Here is a 16,454-nt window from a genome sequence, read left to right as displayed (position 1 = left end):
ACGGCCAATAGCGTTTTTCCTGACTAAGGGAGGAAAAGATGTCTACACCCATGAACCGCGACGGCATCGTCGTCGGAGTCGACGGATCGCCCGCTTCCAATGCCGCCGTCTGCTGGGCGGCCCGCGATGCGGCGATGCGCAACGTGCCGCTGAAGCTGGTTCACATGTACAGCACGTACGTGCCGACCTTCCCCCAGATACCACTTCCGGCCGGCGTCACGGTGTGGCAGGAGGAGGACGGACAGCAGGTGCTCGAGCAGGCGCTCAAGATCGCCGAGGAGGCCGTTCAGGGTCACCAACGGCTTGCCATGACCAGTGAACTGAAGTGCTCGCCGCCGGTGCCGACGCTGATCGACCTGTCCGAAGGGGCCGAGATGATCGTCGTCGGCAGCAACGGGCGCGGGGCCTTGGGCCGGGCGTTGTTGGGTTCGGTCAGTTCCGGCGTCGTCCGGCACGCGAAGTGCCCTGTCGCCGTCGTCCGGGACGAGGACATGTTGATGGCGCACCCGCAGCAGGCTCCCGTGCTGCTGGGCATCGACGGCTCGCCGGCCTCCGAGCTCGCGACGGCGATCGCGTTCGACGAGGCATCGCGGCGCGGGGTCGACCTGAATGCGCTGCACGCGTGGAGCGACGTTCAGGTGCTCGAGCTGCCCGGGTTCGATTGGGAGGTGGTGAAGGCCGAAGCCGAGCGCAGCCTCGCCGAACGGCTCGCGGGCTGGCAGGAACGCTATCCGGACGTCACCGTGCACCGACTCCTGGTGTGCGATCAGCCGGCCCGCCAGTTGATCGAGAAATCGGAGGCCGCGCAACTGGTCGTCGTCGGCAGTCACGGCCGGGGCGGCATCGCCCGGACGCTGCTGGGTTCGGTCAGCAACGCCGTCGTGCACTCGGTCCGGATGCCGGTGATCGTGGCGCGGCCTGAGTAAGGCTTGGCACAATAATTCGGTGCCCGACGTGCCCTTCGTGCCCTATGCAGCTGTGCACGAAACCCACACGGGCGTGGTGGTGCTCGCCGGTGATCGGGCGTTCAAGGCGAAGAAGCCGGTGCTGACCGACTTTCTGGACTTTCGCACGCCGGAGCGGCGCGAGCACGTGTGCCGCCGCGAGGTCGAGCTGAACCGCCGGCTCGCACCCGACAGCTACCTCGGGGTCGCCCACCTGTCCGACCCGGGCGGCGGGCCGGCCGAACCGATCGTCGTGATGCGGCGCTACCGCGACGAGGACCGGCTGGCGGCCATCGTCGGCCGCGACGCCGACGGCTCGGTGCGCGGGCTGCTGGACACCATCGCCGCCGTGCTGGCCCGCTTTCACGAGCGCGCCGAGCGCGGCCCGGCGATCGACGCGCAGGGCGAGGCCGCGGCGATCGAGAAACGCTGGAATGACAACCTGGCGGAGCTCGACCGCTACGCGGGCACCCTGCCGAGCGAGACGCTGTCGCGAATCCGGCGGCTCGTCACCGAATTCATCGCCGGCCGCGGACCCCTGTTCCGGCGCCGCATCGCCGACGGGCTCGTCGTCGACGGCCACGGCGATCTGCTCGCCGACGACATCTTCTGCGGCCAGGACGAACCGGCGCTGCTCGATTGCCTGGAGTTCGACGACCAACTTCGCTACGTCGACTGCGTCGATGACGCCGCGTTCCTCGCCATGGACCTCGAGTTCCTCGGCCGCAAGGATCTCGGCGAGCACTTCCTGCACCGCTACTCGGCGCACTCGGCGCGGACGGCGCCGCCGGCGCTCGCCCACTTCTACGTCGCCTATCGCGCCGGAGTTCGGGCGAAGACCGACTGCGTGCGGCTGTCGCAGGGCAAGCCGCAGGCCGCCGACGCCGCCGCCCGGCACCTCGCGATCGCCGACGAACACCTGCGCGGCGGCGCCGTGCGCTTGGCCCTCGTCGGCGGAAACCCCGGCACCGGCAAGTCCACGGTCGCCCGTGCACTCGCGGAACGGACTGGGGCCCAGGTCATCTCGACCGACGACGTGCGCCGCGAACTGCGGGACTCCGGCGCGATCGCCGGCGACGCCGGCGTCCTGGACCAGGGACTGTACAGCCCGGACAACGTCGCGGTGGTGTACGAGGCCGCCCTGCGCCGGGCCCGCCCGCTGCTGGGCGACGGGCAGTCGGTGATCCTCGACGGCACCTGGCGCGATCCCCGGACCCGCGCGCGGGCCCGTGACCTCGCCTCCGAAACACATTCGGCGACGGTGGAACTCATGTGCGCGTCGGCCGCCGACACGGCGGCCGGCCGAATCACCACCCGGCGGCCGGGCAATTCGGAGGTGACCCCCGAGATCGCCGCGGCGATGGCCGCCGAACGCGCCGGTTGGGACACCGCCCACCGGATCGACACCTCGGGGGCCGTCGAGGACTCGGCGCGCGCGGCCCTCGACGCCTGGCGCCGGGCGATTTAGGTCCGATCCCAGGAGTCGAACGCCCCGGTCGTAGGGGACCAACGGCCCTGTCAGCACGGCGAACCAGCTCCTTATGGTCAGTTCGAGAGACCCGAGTGGAGTGGTTGAGATGCTGTTGAAAGCGCCGGATTCCGAAGTCATCCGCGACGCCGTTATGCTGGCGAGCCGGGCCCCGTCGCTGCACAACAGCCAGCCGTGGCGGTGGGTGGTCGAGGGCGCGCGGCTGCAGCTGTGGGCCGACCCCCGCCGGCTGATGTACGCCACCGACCGCTCCGGCCGGGAACTGACGCTGAGCTGCGGCGCGGTCCTCGACCATCTTCGGGTCGCCATGGCCGCCGCCGGCTGGGACAGCTCCACCGAGCGCCTCCCGGATCCCGCCGAGCCGGACCACCTCGCGACGCTCGAGTTCCGGCCCGCCGACACCGTGACGGAGTCGCAGCGCCTGCGCGCCGCCGCGATCCATAACCGTCGTACCGACCGGCTGCCGTTCGCCGCTCCCGCCGGCTGGCCGGTGGTGGAGGCGCAGCTACGCCTCGCGGTCCATCCACATGACGTGCTGCTCGACGTGGTCGCCGACAATGACCGGCCGACCCTGGCGGAGGCGTCCGCGGTCACCGAGCAGCTGCGGCGTAACGACACCGCCTACCTGTCCGAATTGCGCTGGTGGACCTCGCCTTTCGAGTCGGATGCCACCCACGTGCCGGAAAGTTCCCTGGTGTCGAGTGCGGAGGCCGCCCAGGTCGACGTGGCCCGGACCTTCCCGCCGGCGGGCGGGGGCCACCGCGGTGCCGCCCTCGATCGCGACCACTCGAAGATCGTCGTGCTGTCCACTCACCACGAGGACGACCGGCTGGACGTCCTGCGCTGCGGCGAGGCGCTGTCCGCGGTGCTGCTCGAGTGCACGATGGCCGGCCTGGCCACCTGCACGCTGACCCACATGACCGAAATGGCGATGAGCCGCCACATCATCGCGCAGATCACCGGGACCGCCGGGCAGCCCCAGCTGCTGATCCGGGTCGGCACGTCCGCGCCGAACGGCCACCACGTCGAGCCCACCGCCCGGCGGCTGGTGACGGAGGTCCTCAAGTTTCGCAGCGACCCGCGAGGGGAGTGAAAGGAGGTGGCGCCGATGGCTCGGCACTGGCTGGTGATGGAAACCGCCGGGGAGGGCGTCCCGGCCCCGTTCGTCGCCCGGCTGGCCGGGGCCGGCCGGCAGCTGCCGGAAACCCGGCTCACCACGGACGAACTGATGGCGACCACGCGCCACCACACCCACATCGACCTGGAGCGCCTCACCGGGATCCGCGAGCGCCGCGTATCGGTGGGCGACGAGGACTCCTACAGCCTCGCCACGTCGGCGGCGCTGAACTGCCTGGCCACCGCGCAACAGGACCCTTCCGCGCTTGACGTGGTGATCAGCTGCAGCATCACGAAATTTCGCGGCGGGCTCACCCAGTGGCTCGAGCCGACGATGAGCAGCGCGGTGGCCCGCGCCATCGGTGCGCCGCAGGCGATGACCTTCGACGTCTCCAATGCGTGCGCCGGGATGCTCACCGGGGTAACCATTTTGAACAACTGGATCCGGCAGGGCATCGTCGAACGTGGGCTCGTCGTCAGCGGCGAGTACATCTCGCAGCTGAGCCACAACGCCGCCCGCCACATCCGCAACATCATGAGCAAGGAACTCGCCTGCCTGACCCTCGGCGACGCCGGTGCGGCGCTGCTGCTCGAGCGGGCCCCCGCGGGATCCGCCGGGATCGGCCTGGCCGGGTTCACCACCGTCGCCGATTACAGCCGGCTCTGCCTGGCCTATCCCGAGGGCCACGACCCGGGCGCACGGATGTTCACCAACTCGCGCGCCATCCAGAAGGCCGCGATCTCCAACACCCCGCTGTTGTTGAGCGAAGTGCTTGACGCGGTGGGCCTTTCGATTCACGACATCGACCACGTGATCACCCACCAGACCTCGGCGCGGGCGATCCGCAAGGGCATGGCGCGCATGTCGGAGACGTTCGGTGACAGCCCGCGCCACGACGCGGTGATCACCGTCGACCGGTACGGCAACACCGCGTCAACGACCCACACGGTGGCCCTGGTCGAGGAGCTCGAGGCCGGAAACATCCGGCCCGGGGAACGGGTCGCCCTGCTCGCGCTGGCCTCCGGCCTGGAGATCGGCGTTGTCCTGTTGACCCTGGATGAGGATTTGGTGAAGCGCTATGGGCACGGTGATTGATCGAGTCGACGTCGCACACCCGCGGTTGCGGGGCCGGCACAGCGCGCTGCATCTTGCGGTATCCGCCGCCAAGGACTGCCTGCACCGGGCCGGGTGTGACCCCGACGACCTGGATCTGGTCGTCAACGCGGGGATTTACCGCGACCGCAACCTGGGGGAGCCGGCGCTGGCCGCGCTCATCCAGGACGACATCGGGGCCAACCCGGAGGATCCGCACGCCGGCGCGCACGGCACCTTTTCGTTCGACATCGCCAACGGGGCCTGCGGGGTCCTGACCGGGCTACAGATCGTCGACGGGTTCTTGCGGTCACGCAGCATCGACCGCGCGCTCGTCGTGGCCAGCGACGCCGATCCGGGTCACGGGATGAGCGAGCACTTCCCGTTCTCGGCCGCCGGCGCGGCCCTGCTGTGCCGCTGGACCGACGACGACTCCGGCCTGAGCCGGGTGTCCTGGGTGAACACCGACGACACCGAGGCGTTCTCGGCGACGGTCGGATTCGCCGACGCGCGAAATGTGTTGCGATTCAATCGTTCGGCCGACATGGACGAGCGGTTCGCCGCGGCGGCCGCCGCGGCCGCGCGGGCGTGCCTGGACGCGCAATCCGTGGACCTGGAAGACGTCGACCTGATCGTCGCCGCCCCGGCCCGGCCCGAGTACCGCGCGGCGCTCAGCCGCGTGCTCGGCGTGCCGGCCGAAAAGATCTGCGTCGCAGCCGATCACCGCATGCACACGGCCGCCCTGGCGGCGGCTTTCGAGCCCGAGGCCGAGCGGCTTCCGGCGGGCGCCCGCGTGCTGTTCGTCGCGGCGGGCGCTGGCATCACCGCCGGTGCGGCGCTGTATCGCCAGCCGTAGCCGCCGAGATCCGCGCTAGCGTGACGCTGGAGCTCGAGCGCCACGCCAGCGTGACGCTCGGCCTAGCGACCGCGCCCCGTCACTGCAGCGGCACCGCCTGGCGCTCCAGCTCGAGGATCTGCCGGGTGGTCTTCACCACCACGTCGGGATTCAGGCTTATCGAGTCGATGCCGATGCGGACCAGGAACTCGGCCATGTCCGGGTAGTCCGACGGCGCCTGCCCACACAGCCCCGAGTGAATCCCGTTGCGGCGGCAGCCCTCCACGGCCAGGCGAATCATCTCCTTGACGCCCTCGTCGCGCTCGTCGTAGTCGAAGGCCACGATCTCGCTGTCGCGGTCGACGCCGAGGGTGAGCTGGGTCAGGTCGTTCGAGCCGATGGAGAAGCCGTCGAAGCGCTTGGCGAACTGATCGAGCAGGATCACGTTGTTCGGGATCTCGCACATCGCGTACACCTCGAGCCCGTTCTGGCCGCGCTGCAGGCCGAGTTCGGCCATGGTCTTCAGCACCAGGTCCGCCTCGGTCACCCGGCGCACGAACGGCAGCATGATGATGACGTTCGTCAGTCCCATCTCCTCGCGGACCCGTTTCATCGCGCGGCATTCCAGCGCGAATCCCTCGGCGTAGGCCGGGTGGGCGTAGCGCGAGGCGCCGCGGAACCCGATCATCGGATTGCTCTCAACCGGCTCGAACGCGCTGCCCCCGATCAGGCTGGCGTATTCGTTCGTCTTGAAGTCCGACATCCGGACCACCACGGGCTTCGGCCAGAAGGCGGCGGCGATCGTGCCGATACCCTCGGACAGGCGTTCCACGAAGAAGTCCGCGCCGTCCGAGTAGGCGTACGTCAGGCGCTCGATGGTCCGCCGCGCTTCCGGGTCGGCGACCTTTTCCGGGTGGAGCAGGGCCAGGGGGTGCACCCGGATGTACTCGCTGATGATGAACTCCATCCGAGCGAGCCCCACGCCGTCGTTCGGCAGGAACGACGTCTTGAAGGCGAGATCGGGATTGCCGAGGTTGACCATGATCTGGGTCCGCGGCCGCGCCAGGCCGGACACCTCGGTGCGATCGACGTGGAAGCCCACGTCGCCGCGGTACACGCGCCCGGTGTCGCCCTCCACACACGACACCGTGACGACCTCGCCGTTCGGCACGCTGGTCGTGGCGTCGCCCGCGCCCACCACGGCCGGGATGCCGAGTTCGCGTGCGATGATCGCCGCGTGGCAGGTGCGCCCGCCGCGGTTGGTGACGATCGCGGCGGCAGTCTTCATGACCGGCTCCCAGTCGGGCGTCGTGATGTCGGACACCAGTACCTCGCCGGGCTTGAAATCCGAGAGATGCTCGAGGTTCTCTATCTTTCTCGCCACGCCCGAGGCGATCCTCTCGCCGACCGAGCGGCCCTCGGTGAGCACCTCGCCTCTGCCCTCCAGGACATAGGTCTCGACCGTCGTGAGGCTGCGCTGGGAGGCCACCGTTTCGGGGCGCGCCTGCACGATGTAGAGCTGCCCGTCGAGGCCGTCTTTGGCCCACTCGATGTCCATCGGCCGCCCGTAGTGCCGCTCGATGGCGCACGCGTAGCCGGCCAGCTCGAGCACGTCGGCATCGTTGAGGCAGAATCGGGCGCGGTCGGCCTTCGGGGTGGGGACGTTGCGGACCGTGTTCTTCGTCTCGCCCTCGACGAAGATCATCTTCACCGCCTTGTCGCCGACCAGTCGGCGCAGCACGGCGCGGTGGCCGGCGGCGTAAGTTGGCTTGTGGACGTAGAACTCGTCGGGGTCGACGGCGCCCTGCACCACGTTCTCGCCGAGGCCGTAGGCGCCCGTCACGAACACGACGTCGTTGAAGCCGGACTCGGTGTCGATGGTGAACATCACGCCCGACGACGCGAGGTCGGAGCGCACCATCTTCATGATACCGATCGACAGCGAGACCTTGAAATGGTCGAAGCCCTGGTCGATTCGGTAGTGGATGGCCCGGTCGGTGAACAGGCTGGCGAAGCAGCGACGGCACGCGTCGAGCAGGCTCTCGCGGCCCTTGATGTTGAGGTAGGTTTCCTGCTGGCCGGCGAAGCTCGCCGTCGGCAGGTCCTCGGCGGTCGCCGAGCTCCGCACGGCCAGGCTGACGTCTTCGCCGTACTCCTCCTGCAGCTTGCGGTAGGCATCGGAGATCTCGGCGGCCAGGTCGTCGGGAAGCCCCGCGCCGTAGACGATTTCACGAGCGCGTTTGCCCTTGCGTGCCAGCGCGGCGACGTCGTCCGGGTCGATGTTGTCGAGCTCGGCGTGCAGCGCGTCCCAGGCGCCGGCCCGGTCCAGCATGTGCCGGTAGGCGTCGGCGGTGGTGGCGAATCCGTTCGGGACGCGGACGCCCTGCCCGGACAGCTTCTGGAACATCTCGCCGAGCGAGGCGTTCTTGCCGCCGACCAGCGGCACGTCGCCGATGCCGATCTCGTCGAAGAAGCGAATGTAGTTGGACCCGCTCATAACCTGTTCCTCCATGGTTGCTGCGTTCAATACCTGTCGTAGATACCGCTGTTGGCCTTGCGCAAAGCCCAGACGTAGTCCGCGCGTTCCTGGGCGTCGGAGTCCTGGGCATCGGGGGATGCCAGGAGCCCGCGCACCTGGTCGAGGTCATGAAAACGCTTGCGGTTCATCCAGTCCCCCAATTCCCGCAGCAGGACACCCGCGTACTCGGGGCCGTGGCGCAACAGAGCCGACGCGCACTGGACGACGTCCGCCCCGGCGAGCAGATACTTGGCGATGTCGCCGGCGTGCTCGACGCCGCTGCTGGCGGCCAGCGAGGCGCGTATCCGCCCGTGCAGCAACGCGATCCAAGTCAGCGGCAATCGCGTGTCCGCGGGCGTCGACAGGGTGATGGTGCGCACCGTGCTGAGCGTCTCGGGGTCGATGTCGGGCTGCAGAAAACGGTTGAACAACACCAATCCGTCGGCGCCCGCGGCGTCCAGCCGATGCGCCATGTCGGCGGTCGCACTGAAGTACGGGCTGAGCTTGACGGCGACCGGAATCGTTGCCGCGCTTTTGACCTCGGCCAGCACGTCGAGGTGGCGCTGCTCGACCTCGGCGCCGTCGACGCCGGTGTCGCCGGGCAGGTAATAGATGTTCAGCTCGATCGCCGCCGCACCGGCGTCCTGTATCGCCTGGGCGTAGCGCGCCCAGCCGCCGGGCGTCGACGCGTTCAGGCTGCCGATCAGGGGGATGTCGATCGCGGCGGCCGCGCGCTCGACAAGCCGCAGATACCGGTGACCGCTGCGACCGTCGTCGACGGTGTCCGGAAAGTAACTGAGCGACTCGGCGTAGCTTTCGCTGCCTTGGAGCACCATCCGCTCGTTGTGTGCGGCCTCGCGGCGCACTTGTTCCTCGAACAGCGAGTACAGCACCACCGCGCCGACCCCGGCGGTTGCGAGCCGGCGCACGTCATCGACCGTGGCGGAAAGGGGTGACGCGGAGGCCACCAGCGGGTTGCGCAGGTTCAGACCGAGGTAGCGGGTGGACAGGTCCATCAGTCCGTCCTCCGTGCGTCGGATGGAAAGTGGTGCGGGGCAAGGGAAGCCATGTCCTCGTAGGTGCTCCAGCGCTGGTCGATTGACTCCTGCGCCAGCTCCAGGAGCCGTTCGGCCTCATCGGGATCGGAGTTGGCCAGGCTGCGGTAGCGCAGTTCCCGGTAGCGGTAGTCGGCAAGCGGGAGACGGGGGCGGTGGGAATCGAGCAGGAACGGAGGTGTGCCGGTGGCACGAAGCACCGGGTTGTACCGGATCAACGGCCAGTGTCCGCTGGCCACCGCACGGTATTGCTGGTCGAGTCCGTAACGCAACTCGAAGCCGTGAGCGATGCAGTGGCTGTAGGCGATGACGATCGACGGGCCGTCGTAGGCCTCGGCCTCACGGAAGGCCAGCAGGGTCTGTTGCGGGTCGGCGCCCATTGCGACGCGTGCGACGTAGACGTTGCCGTACGAAATGGCCTGTAGCGCAAGATCTTTGCGCGGTACGGTCTTGCCGGCGGCGGCGAACTTGGCCACCGCGCCCAGCGGTGTGCTCTTGGACATCTGCCCGCCGGTGTTGGAGTACACCTCGGTGTCGAGTACCAGCACATTGACGTTGCGCCCGCTGGCCAGCACGTGGTCGAGGCCACCGGCGCCGATGTCGTAGGCCCAGCCGTCGCCGCCGACGATCCACACGCTGCGGCGGATCAGGTGATCGATGACGCTGCGCAACTCGTCGCCGAGCGCGGGCGGAAGCCTGTCGAACCGGTCGGCCAGTTCGGCCACGCGCTGGCGCTGGGCGTGCAGCTCCGACTCGCGCTGCTGCGGGGCGGCCAGGATGGCGTCGACGAGGTCGGCGCCCAGGACCTCGCGTTGTGCGGTCAGCAGCTGACGGGCCTGGTGCAGGTGAGCGTCGGCGGCCAGCCGAAGGCCGAGGCCGAATTCTGCGTTGTCTTCGAAAAGCGAATTGGACCAGGAGGGGCCGCGCCCCTCGGAGTTGGTCGTCCAGGGCGTGGTCGGCAGGTTGCCGCCGTAGATCGACGAGCAGCCGGTGGCGTTGGCGATCATCAACCGGTCGCCGAACAGCTGCGAAAGCAGTTTCAGGTAGGGGGTCTCCCCGCAACCAGCGCACGCGCCGGGGAATTCGAAAAGCGGCTGCAGGAACTGCGCGCCGCGCACGGTCCCGAAGTCCACCATCGAGCGGTTGGCCACCGGCAGCGTTTCGAAGAACGCGATGTTCTCGCGTCCCGCGGCGACCAGCGGTTCGCGCGGCGCCAGGTTGATCGCCTTGGTGACCGGCGAGCCTGGGACGACGGCCGGGCAGGCCTCCACGCACAGATTGCATCCGGTGCAGTCCTCGACATAGACCTGCAGCGTGTAGCGGGTCTCGGGCACACCCACCGCGTTGAGCGGCGCTGAGGGAAACGTCTCCGGCGCGTCGCGCAGTCGCTCCCGGTCGTAGAAGGTGGTGCGAATGACGCTGTGCGGGCAGACAAATGCGCAATTGCCGCACTGGATGCAGGTGTCGGGATCCCACACCGCGACGAGGTCGGAGATGTTGCGTTTCTCGTAGGCGGCGGTGCCGCTGGGATAGCTGCCGTCCACCGGCAGGGCGCTCACCGGCACGGCATCCCCGCGGCCCGCGATCATTTCACCGGTCACTCTGCGCACGAAATCCGGTGCGCCGGCGGGGATGAGGGGCTCGGGCTCGTAGCTGGAGCTGATCCGGTCGGGGACGTCGACCCGGTGCAGTCGCTGCAGGGTGCGATCCACCGCGTCGACTTCGCGGGCCACCACGTCGGCGCCCTGCCCGGCGTAGGACTTGGCGACACTGTCCTTGATCCGGGCGAGCGCCTCGTCGGAGGGCAGTACGCCGGAGATCGCGAAAAAGCAGGTCTGCAGGACGATGTTGATCCGCCCGGCCAGCCCGACCTCGCGGGCGATGGCGCTGGCGTCGACGGCATACAGCCGGATCTGTTTGTCGATGATCTCCTTTTGCACGGTGCCCGGCAGGCTGTCCCACACCCGCTCGGGTGCATGCCTGCTGTTGAGCAACAGTGCGGCGCCCTGGGCGGCGCGACCCAGCACGTCGACCTGGTGCATGAACCGTTCGTGATGGCAGCCGACGAAGTCGGCGCGCTGCACCAGGTAGGGCGCGTGGATCGGCTCGGGCCCGAACCGCAAATGCGAAACGGTCTGCGAACCAGACTTTTTGGAGTCGTAGACGAAGTAGCCCTGCGCGTACAGATTCTGCTCGGCGCCGAGGATCTTGATGGTGTTCTTGTTGGCGCCGACCGTGCCGTCCGAGCCCATCCCGAAGAACACCGCGCGCACGGTGTCGGCGGATTCGATGTCGAAGCGGGCGTCGTAGTCGATGCTCGTGCCGCTGACGTCGTCGTCGATGCCGACGGTGAATCGCGGCCGCGGCCGCTCCTGGCCCAGCTCGTCGAACACGCCCGCCACCATTCCGGGGGTGAATTCCTTGGAGGACAGGCCGTACCGCCCGGCGCACACCCGCGGCAGCGACGACCGGTCGCCGCCGTTGTACGCCTCGGCCAGTGCGGCAACGACATCCAGGTACAGCGGTTCGCCCAGCGAACCCGGTTCCTTGGTGCGGTCCAGCACCCCGACGACGCGGACGGTGGCGGGCAGCGCCGTCAGCAGCGCCTTCGCGGGAAACGGCCGATACAGCCGCACCTGCACGACCCCGACGCGTTCGCCGCGTGCGCCCAGGGCCGACACGGTCTCGGCCGCGGTCTCCCCGCCGGATCCCATCAGCACCAGCACCCGCTCGGCTTCGGGATGCCCGGTGTACTCGACGATGCGCATCGGCCGGCCGGTGCGCCGACCGAGCTCGTCCATCAGTTCCTCGACCACCCCGGGCACCCGGGCATAGAACGGGTTGACGGTCTCGCGGGCCTGAAAGTAGGTGTCGGGATTCTGCGCGGTGCCGCGGATGAACGGCCGGTCCGGCGACAGCGCGCGGTCGCGGTGGGCCAGGATCAACGGCTCGGGGACCAGGGCGCGCAGGTCGTCGTCGCCGAGGGAGTCGATGGTGTTGAGCTCGTGCGAGGTGCGAAAGCCGTCGAAGAAATGCACGAACGGCACCCGGGTGCGCAGCGTCGCCGCCTGGGCGACCAGCGCCAGGTCGTGGGCTTCCTGCACCGAGGCCGACGACAGCAGAGCGAAGCCGGTCTGGCGCACCGCCATCACGTCCTGGTGGTCGCCGAATATCGAAAGGCCCTGTGCGGCAATGGATCGCGCGGCGACATGGATCACCGCCGCGGTCAGCTCACCGGCTATCTTGTACATGTTCGGGATCATCAACAGCAGGCCCTGCGACGAGGTGAACGTCGTCGCCAACGCGCCGCCCTGCAACGCGCCGTGCAGGGCGCCCGCCGCCCCGCCCTCGCTTTGCATCTCCACCACCGTCGGCACCGTGCCCCACACGTTCGGCCGCCGTTGGCTCGACCAGGAGTCGGCCAGCTCGGCCATCGGCGAGGACGGCGTGATCGGGTAGATGCAGCACACCTCGTTGAGCCGGTAGGCCACCGAGGCCGCGGCCTCGTTGCCGTCCACCGTGATACGCGTCATCTCGGCTCCGGCGTCATCTCGATGGCGTGCACCGGGCACTGCTCGTAGCAGGTGGCGCAGCCGGTGCACCTGTCGTAATCGAAGCGGTAGCGGTTACCGGGCCCGAGCTTGATCACCGCGTCCTCCGGGCAGGCGCCCAGGCAGCCGTCGCACTCGAAGCAGTTGCCGCAGGACAGGCACCGGCCGGCCTCGAATACCGCGGCCTGCGCCGACAGGCCGCCGACGATCTCATCGAACCCCGTGACCCGTTGCGCGGGAGCGAGTTCCGGCTGCGAGCGCCGGTGCGCATCACCGAAGTACCACAGGTGCAGCCCGTCGAACTCCGCGGTCGGGTGCTTCGGCGGGCGCTCCCAGGAGCCGCCGCGCAGCCACGCGTCGATGTGGTGGGCCGCCTTCTTGCCGTGCCCCACGCCGACCGTGACGGTGCGTTCGCAGGGCACCATGTCACCGCCGGCGAACACGCCGGGGCAGCCCGTCATCAGCGACGACGACACCCGCACAGACCCGTCGTCCTCGAACTCCACGCCGGGCAGGCTGCGCATGAACGCCGACTCCGTCTCCTGGCCCAGCGCCATGATCACGGTGTCGGCAGCGAGCGTCTCGAATTGTCCGGTCGGCGACGGGCGTCCGGACTCGTCGAGGCGCATCAGCTCCACTCGCAGCTCGGGGCCCTCGAAGGCGGTGATCGTGCGCAACCAGGTGATCCGCACGCCCTCGCGCTCGGCCTCGTCGACCTCGTTCTGGTGGGCGGGCATTTGGGCCGCCGTACGGCGGTAGATGATGACGGTGTCCTCGGCGCCCAGGCGGCGGGCGACGCGGGCGGCATCCACCGCGGTGTCGCCGCCGCCGTAGACGGCGACGCGGCGGCCAAGGTCAGGTCGCTCGCCGGAGGCGACGCCGCGTAGGAACGACACGGCGTCCAGGAGCGATCCCGCGTCGCGGGACGGGATGTCGACGCGTTTGGCGAGATGGGCGCCGACCGCGACGAATACCGCGTCGAAGCGTCCGGCATGCCGCTCGGCGGCGAGGTCGTCAACCCGGTGCCCGCACGTCAGCTGCACGCCGAGCGCGGCGATCCTGTCGATCTCGGCGTCGAGCACGTCGCGGGGCAGCCGATAGTTCGGGATGCCGTAGCGCATCATTCCGCCCGGCTCGGCGCCGGAGTCGCGGACCTCCACCTGGTGGCCGAGCCGCGTCAGGTGGTAGGCGGCGGACAGCCCGCTGGGGCCGGCCCCGACGACGAGAACGCGCTTGCCCGTCGGTTGCGGTGCCGGCCCGAAGAGCCAACCCCGTTCGCGGGCGGTGTCCCCGAGGAACCGCTCTACAGCGTGGATCGACACCGACGAATCGAGATGTGCACGGTTGCATACGGATTCGCACGGGTGGTAGCAGACGCGGCCGTGGATCGAGGCGAAGGGGTTGTCGAGGGTGAGCTGACGCCACGCGTCCTCGGCGCGCCCGGCGCGAGCATGCGCGAGCCATGCCTGGATGTTCTCGCCGGCGGGGCACCCGGCGTTGCACGGCGGCCTCAGGTCGACGTAGACCGGGCGGCGATCGCGGACGGGGCCGGCGCGCGGGCTGCCGTGCAGCAAGTCGGGCAGGGCGGTCGCGTCGCCGCGGACAACGGCACCGAAACCGTTGAAATCGCTGCTGGACCGCCCGGCCATCATGGTGCTCACGATATGACCGGGGTATGCCGCCGCGCTGCCGTCATTAGGCCCCGAATGTTGGGGACTTCTGACTCTGACCGCGGGGCCGCCCGGGGGCGGAAAGTGGCGAGATGAAGCAATTGACCGCCCTCGATGCCACCTTCCTCGAAGTGGAGGACTCGGACCCGCACGTGAGCCTGGCGGTCGGCGGCGTATCGATCATGGAGGGTCCCGCTCCCGCCTACGACGAGTTCGTCGCCGCCTTCGCCAAACGCGCGCCGACCATCCCGCGGTGCACGCAGATCCTGCGGACGCACCCGCTCGATCTCGGCGCACCCGAATGGGTGGACGACCCGCACTTCGACATCGCGCGCCACGTGCACCGGCTCGCGCTGCCGCACCCGGGCGGCGACGCCGAGCTGTTCGAGACGATCGCGGCCGTGATGGAGCGCCGGCTCGACCGCGAGCGCCCGTTGTGGGAGTGCTATGTCATCGAGGGGCTGAGCGACGACCGGTGGGCCGTGCTGACCAAGATCCACCACTGCATCGCCGACGGCATCGCGACGACGCAGATGTTGGCCAGGTTCAGCGACGACCGCGACGAACACGGCGAGCCCAACACGTTCGCCACCGAGATCCGCGCCGCCAAGGAGCCCGCGACGCCCGGGCTGGGCCTGCCCAAGTTCAGCTTCAACCCGCTGAGCTGGGTGAGTGGGATCGCGCGAAGCGCGCTCGCCGCGGCGGCGACGGCCGAACAGGTCGCGGTGGGCGCCGCCGAACTGACGGCCAGCCTGTTCAGCCCCGCGCCGGGATCCTCGTTGAACGGTCCGGTCACGGCGATGCGCCGCTTCAGCGTCGCCCGGGTCCGCCTGGCCGATCTGCAGGAGGTCGCGACGGCGTTCGGCGTGACCCTCAACGACGTGGCGTTGGCGGCCATCACCGACAGCTACCGCGCGATGCTGATCGATCGTGGCGAACAGCCGGCGCGCAACTCGTTGCGCACGCTCGTTCCGGTCTCGGTCCGCCCGACCAACAACTTCGACATGACCGACAACCAGGTCTCGGCGATGCTGCCGCTGTTGCCGGTCGACGAGGGCGACCCGGTCGAGCAGCTGCGGCTGGTGCACGGCCGGCTCACCCGGGCGAAGGCCAGCGGCCAGCGCGAGGGTGGCACCGCGCTGATCTCGGCGGCCAAGAACGTGCCGTTCGCGTTCTCCGCGTGGGCGATTCGCCTGTTGGCGCGGCTTCCGCAGCGGGCGGTGGTCGCCCTGGCGACGAACGTTCCCGGTCCACGCAAGCAACAGAAACTGATGGGCCGGCGCGTGCTGGAGATCTTTCCGATCCCGCCGATCGCCCTGCAATTGCGCACCGGCATCGCGATGCTCAGCTACGCGGACACGTTCATCTTCGGCATCACCGCCGACTACGACACCGCGCCCGACATCGAGGCGCTCGCCGCCGGGATCGAGAAGGGCGTCGCGCAGCTGGTGGCCGCCGCCCGCGATTCCGTCAGCCCTTGACGGGCCGATCGTCGGAGCGGCTGATGCGCCGGTGCGCGGTCAGCAGCAGGTGGTCGAATGCCTGCGAGTTGAGCGGCAGGCCGGCGCCGAGGAAGTCTTCGGCGACCTGCTCGGCCAGCAGCCGCAGCTTGACGTTCGCCTCCTGGGACAGCCATTTGAGCAGATTGAACGCGGCGTCGTCGTTGATCCGGTAGACCAGCATCAGCATGCCCTTGGCCTGTTCGATGCTGGCGCGGTGTTCGCTGATCTCCGCCAGCCGCGCGGTGACCAGCTCCTCCTGCGCCCGTTCCCGGGACGGCGAGACGTCGACGTAGAACCCGTATGTCCCGATCACGTCGCCGTGATCGTCGAAGAGCTGATCGCCGACGACGACGATGTGGCGCACGTTGCCGGCGGTGTCGATGATCCGGTGGCGGGTGCTGAACGCCTGGCGGGTGTTCAGGATCTGGTCGATCGTGGCCGCGACCTGTCCGCGGTCGTCGGGGTGCTTGTGCGCGAGCACCAGCTCGGTGGTCGGCGTGACGCTGCCCGGCTCGTAGCCGTGCATCCGCTGCACCTGGTCGGACCACTCCCAGCGCTGGTCGGCGAAGTGGAACCGGAACCAGCCAACGCGCTGCGGAACGCCGCCCGCCAGCGCCGCTTCGATGTCGGGCGCTTGCCCGTCCAGATGCCATTTCATCGTGGGACCTCGCCTCACTGGGC

General features: G+C 69.4%; 11 protein-coding genes. 6 read left to right on the top strand and 5 right to left on the bottom strand.

All coding sequences use genetic code 11. The features are described 5' to 3' along the window. Positions 1-38 precede the first annotated feature (38 nt). The 5 genes from AC5Y5E_RS01950 (at position 39) to AC5Y5E_RS01930 (ending at position 5,498) form a co-directional block, all read left to right on the top strand. On the top strand, positions 39-926 hold the full coding sequence (locus AC5Y5E_RS01950; RefSeq protein ID WP_499901302.1) for a universal stress protein: 888 nt from the start codon (positions 39-41) through the stop codon (positions 924-926). Positions 927-945: 19 nt separating this feature from the next. Continuing rightward, positions 946-2,412 carry a bifunctional aminoglycoside phosphotransferase/ATP-binding protein gene (locus tag AC5Y5E_RS01945; protein ID WP_499901301.1) on the top strand — a complete coding sequence of 489 codons (1,467 nt, stop codon included), beginning with the start codon at positions 946-948 and terminating at the stop codon, positions 2,410-2,412. A 109-nt stretch (positions 2,413-2,521) separates the two neighbouring features. Continuing rightward, positions 2,522-3,526, top strand: coding sequence for an Acg family FMN-binding oxidoreductase (locus AC5Y5E_RS01940; RefSeq protein ID WP_499901300.1), 1,005 nt, complete (start codon positions 2,522-2,524; stop codon positions 3,524-3,526). A 15-nt stretch (positions 3,527-3,541) separates the two neighbouring features. Further along, on the top strand, positions 3,542-4,645 hold the full coding sequence (locus AC5Y5E_RS01935) for a 3-oxoacyl-ACP synthase III family protein (protein WP_499901299.1): 1,104 nt from the start codon (positions 3,542-3,544) through the stop codon (positions 4,643-4,645). Further along, positions 4,629-5,498: a 3-oxoacyl-[acyl-carrier-protein] synthase III C-terminal domain-containing protein gene (locus tag AC5Y5E_RS01930; protein WP_499901298.1), complete on the top strand. Its 870-nt coding sequence runs from the start codon at positions 4,629-4,631 to the stop codon at positions 5,496-5,498. Before AC5Y5E_RS01935 ends, AC5Y5E_RS01930 begins: the two co-directional genes overlap by 17 nt. A gap of 79 nt (positions 5,499-5,577) precedes the next feature. Here AC5Y5E_RS01930 and ppsA read toward each other — a convergent pair whose 3' ends face one another. Genes ppsA through AC5Y5E_RS01910 form a run of 4 tightly spaced genes read right to left on the bottom strand, consistent with a single transcriptional unit; the run spans position 5,578 to position 14,250 of the window. Beyond that, on the bottom strand, positions 5,578-7,974 hold the full coding sequence (gene ppsA / locus AC5Y5E_RS01925; RefSeq protein WP_499901297.1) for a phosphoenolpyruvate synthase: 2,397 nt from the start codon (positions 7,972-7,974) through the stop codon (positions 5,578-5,580). A 26-nt stretch (positions 7,975-8,000) separates the two neighbouring features. Next, a complete protein-coding gene (locus AC5Y5E_RS01920; RefSeq protein WP_499901296.1) occupies positions 8,001-9,011 on the bottom strand; it encodes a dihydroorotate dehydrogenase-like protein in 1,011 nt (336 codons plus the stop codon). Then, positions 9,011-12,583, bottom strand: coding sequence for a pyruvate:ferredoxin (flavodoxin) oxidoreductase (gene nifJ, locus AC5Y5E_RS01915; RefSeq protein ID WP_499901295.1), 3,573 nt, complete (start codon positions 12,581-12,583; stop codon positions 9,011-9,013). The genes AC5Y5E_RS01920 and nifJ overlap by 1 nt, the downstream gene beginning before the upstream one ends. After that, a complete protein-coding gene (locus AC5Y5E_RS01910) occupies positions 12,580-14,250 on the bottom strand; it encodes an NAD(P)-binding protein (protein ID WP_499901847.1) in 1,671 nt (556 codons plus the stop codon). The genes nifJ and AC5Y5E_RS01910 overlap by 4 nt, the downstream gene beginning before the upstream one ends. A gap of 113 nt (positions 14,251-14,363) precedes the next feature. On the opposite strand from AC5Y5E_RS01910, the gene AC5Y5E_RS01905 reads away from it, so the two are divergent. Further along, the gene (locus AC5Y5E_RS01905; RefSeq protein WP_499901294.1) at positions 14,364-15,752 is read left to right on the top strand and encodes a WS/DGAT/MGAT family O-acyltransferase; all 1,389 of its coding nucleotides are present in this window, start codon (positions 14,364-14,366) and stop codon (positions 15,750-15,752) included. Here the strand turns inward: AC5Y5E_RS01905 and AC5Y5E_RS01900 are convergent. Beyond that, the gene (locus AC5Y5E_RS01900; RefSeq protein ID WP_499901293.1) at positions 15,742-16,431 is read right to left on the bottom strand and encodes a PAS and ANTAR domain-containing protein; all 690 of its coding nucleotides are present in this window, start codon (positions 16,429-16,431) and stop codon (positions 15,742-15,744) included. The genes AC5Y5E_RS01905 and AC5Y5E_RS01900 overlap by 11 nt on opposite strands. Positions 16,432-16,454 lie beyond the last annotated feature (23 nt).

It is taken from the genome of Mycobacterium sp. NGS54, assembly GCF_059812465.1.
The sequence above is the reverse complement of the archived record's forward strand: the minus strand, read 5'-3'. Positions and strand labels throughout refer to the sequence as shown.

Coding starts and splice junctions, on each gene's coding strand:
- AC5Y5E_RS01935 (WP_499901299.1), top strand. CDS start 3,542: ATGGCTCGGCACTGGCTGGTGATGGAAACCGCCGGGGAGGGCGTCCCG.
- ppsA (WP_499901297.1), bottom strand. CDS start 7,974: ATGAGCGGGTCCAACTACATTCGCTTCTTCGACGAGATCGGCATCGGC.
- AC5Y5E_RS01910 (WP_499901847.1), bottom strand. CDS start 14,250: ATGGCCGGGCGGTCCAGCAGCGATTTCAACGGTTTCGGTGCCGTTGTC.
- AC5Y5E_RS01905 (WP_499901294.1), top strand. CDS start 14,364: ATGAAGCAATTGACCGCCCTCGATGCCACCTTCCTCGAAGTGGAGGAC.
- nifJ (WP_499901295.1), bottom strand. CDS start 12,583: ATGACGCGTATCACGGTGGACGGCAACGAGGCCGCGGCCTCGGTGGCC.
- AC5Y5E_RS01900 (WP_499901293.1), bottom strand. CDS start 16,431: ATGAAATGGCATCTGGACGGGCAAGCGCCCGACATCGAAGCGGCGCTG.
- AC5Y5E_RS01920 (WP_499901296.1), bottom strand. CDS start 9,011: ATGGACCTGTCCACCCGCTACCTCGGTCTGAACCTGCGCAACCCGCTG.
- AC5Y5E_RS01930 (WP_499901298.1), top strand. CDS start 4,629: ATGGGCACGGTGATTGATCGAGTCGACGTCGCACACCCGCGGTTGCGG.
- AC5Y5E_RS01940 (WP_499901300.1), top strand. CDS start 2,522: ATGCTGTTGAAAGCGCCGGATTCCGAAGTCATCCGCGACGCCGTTATG.
- AC5Y5E_RS01950 (WP_499901302.1), top strand. CDS start 39: ATGTCTACACCCATGAACCGCGACGGCATCGTCGTCGGAGTCGACGGA.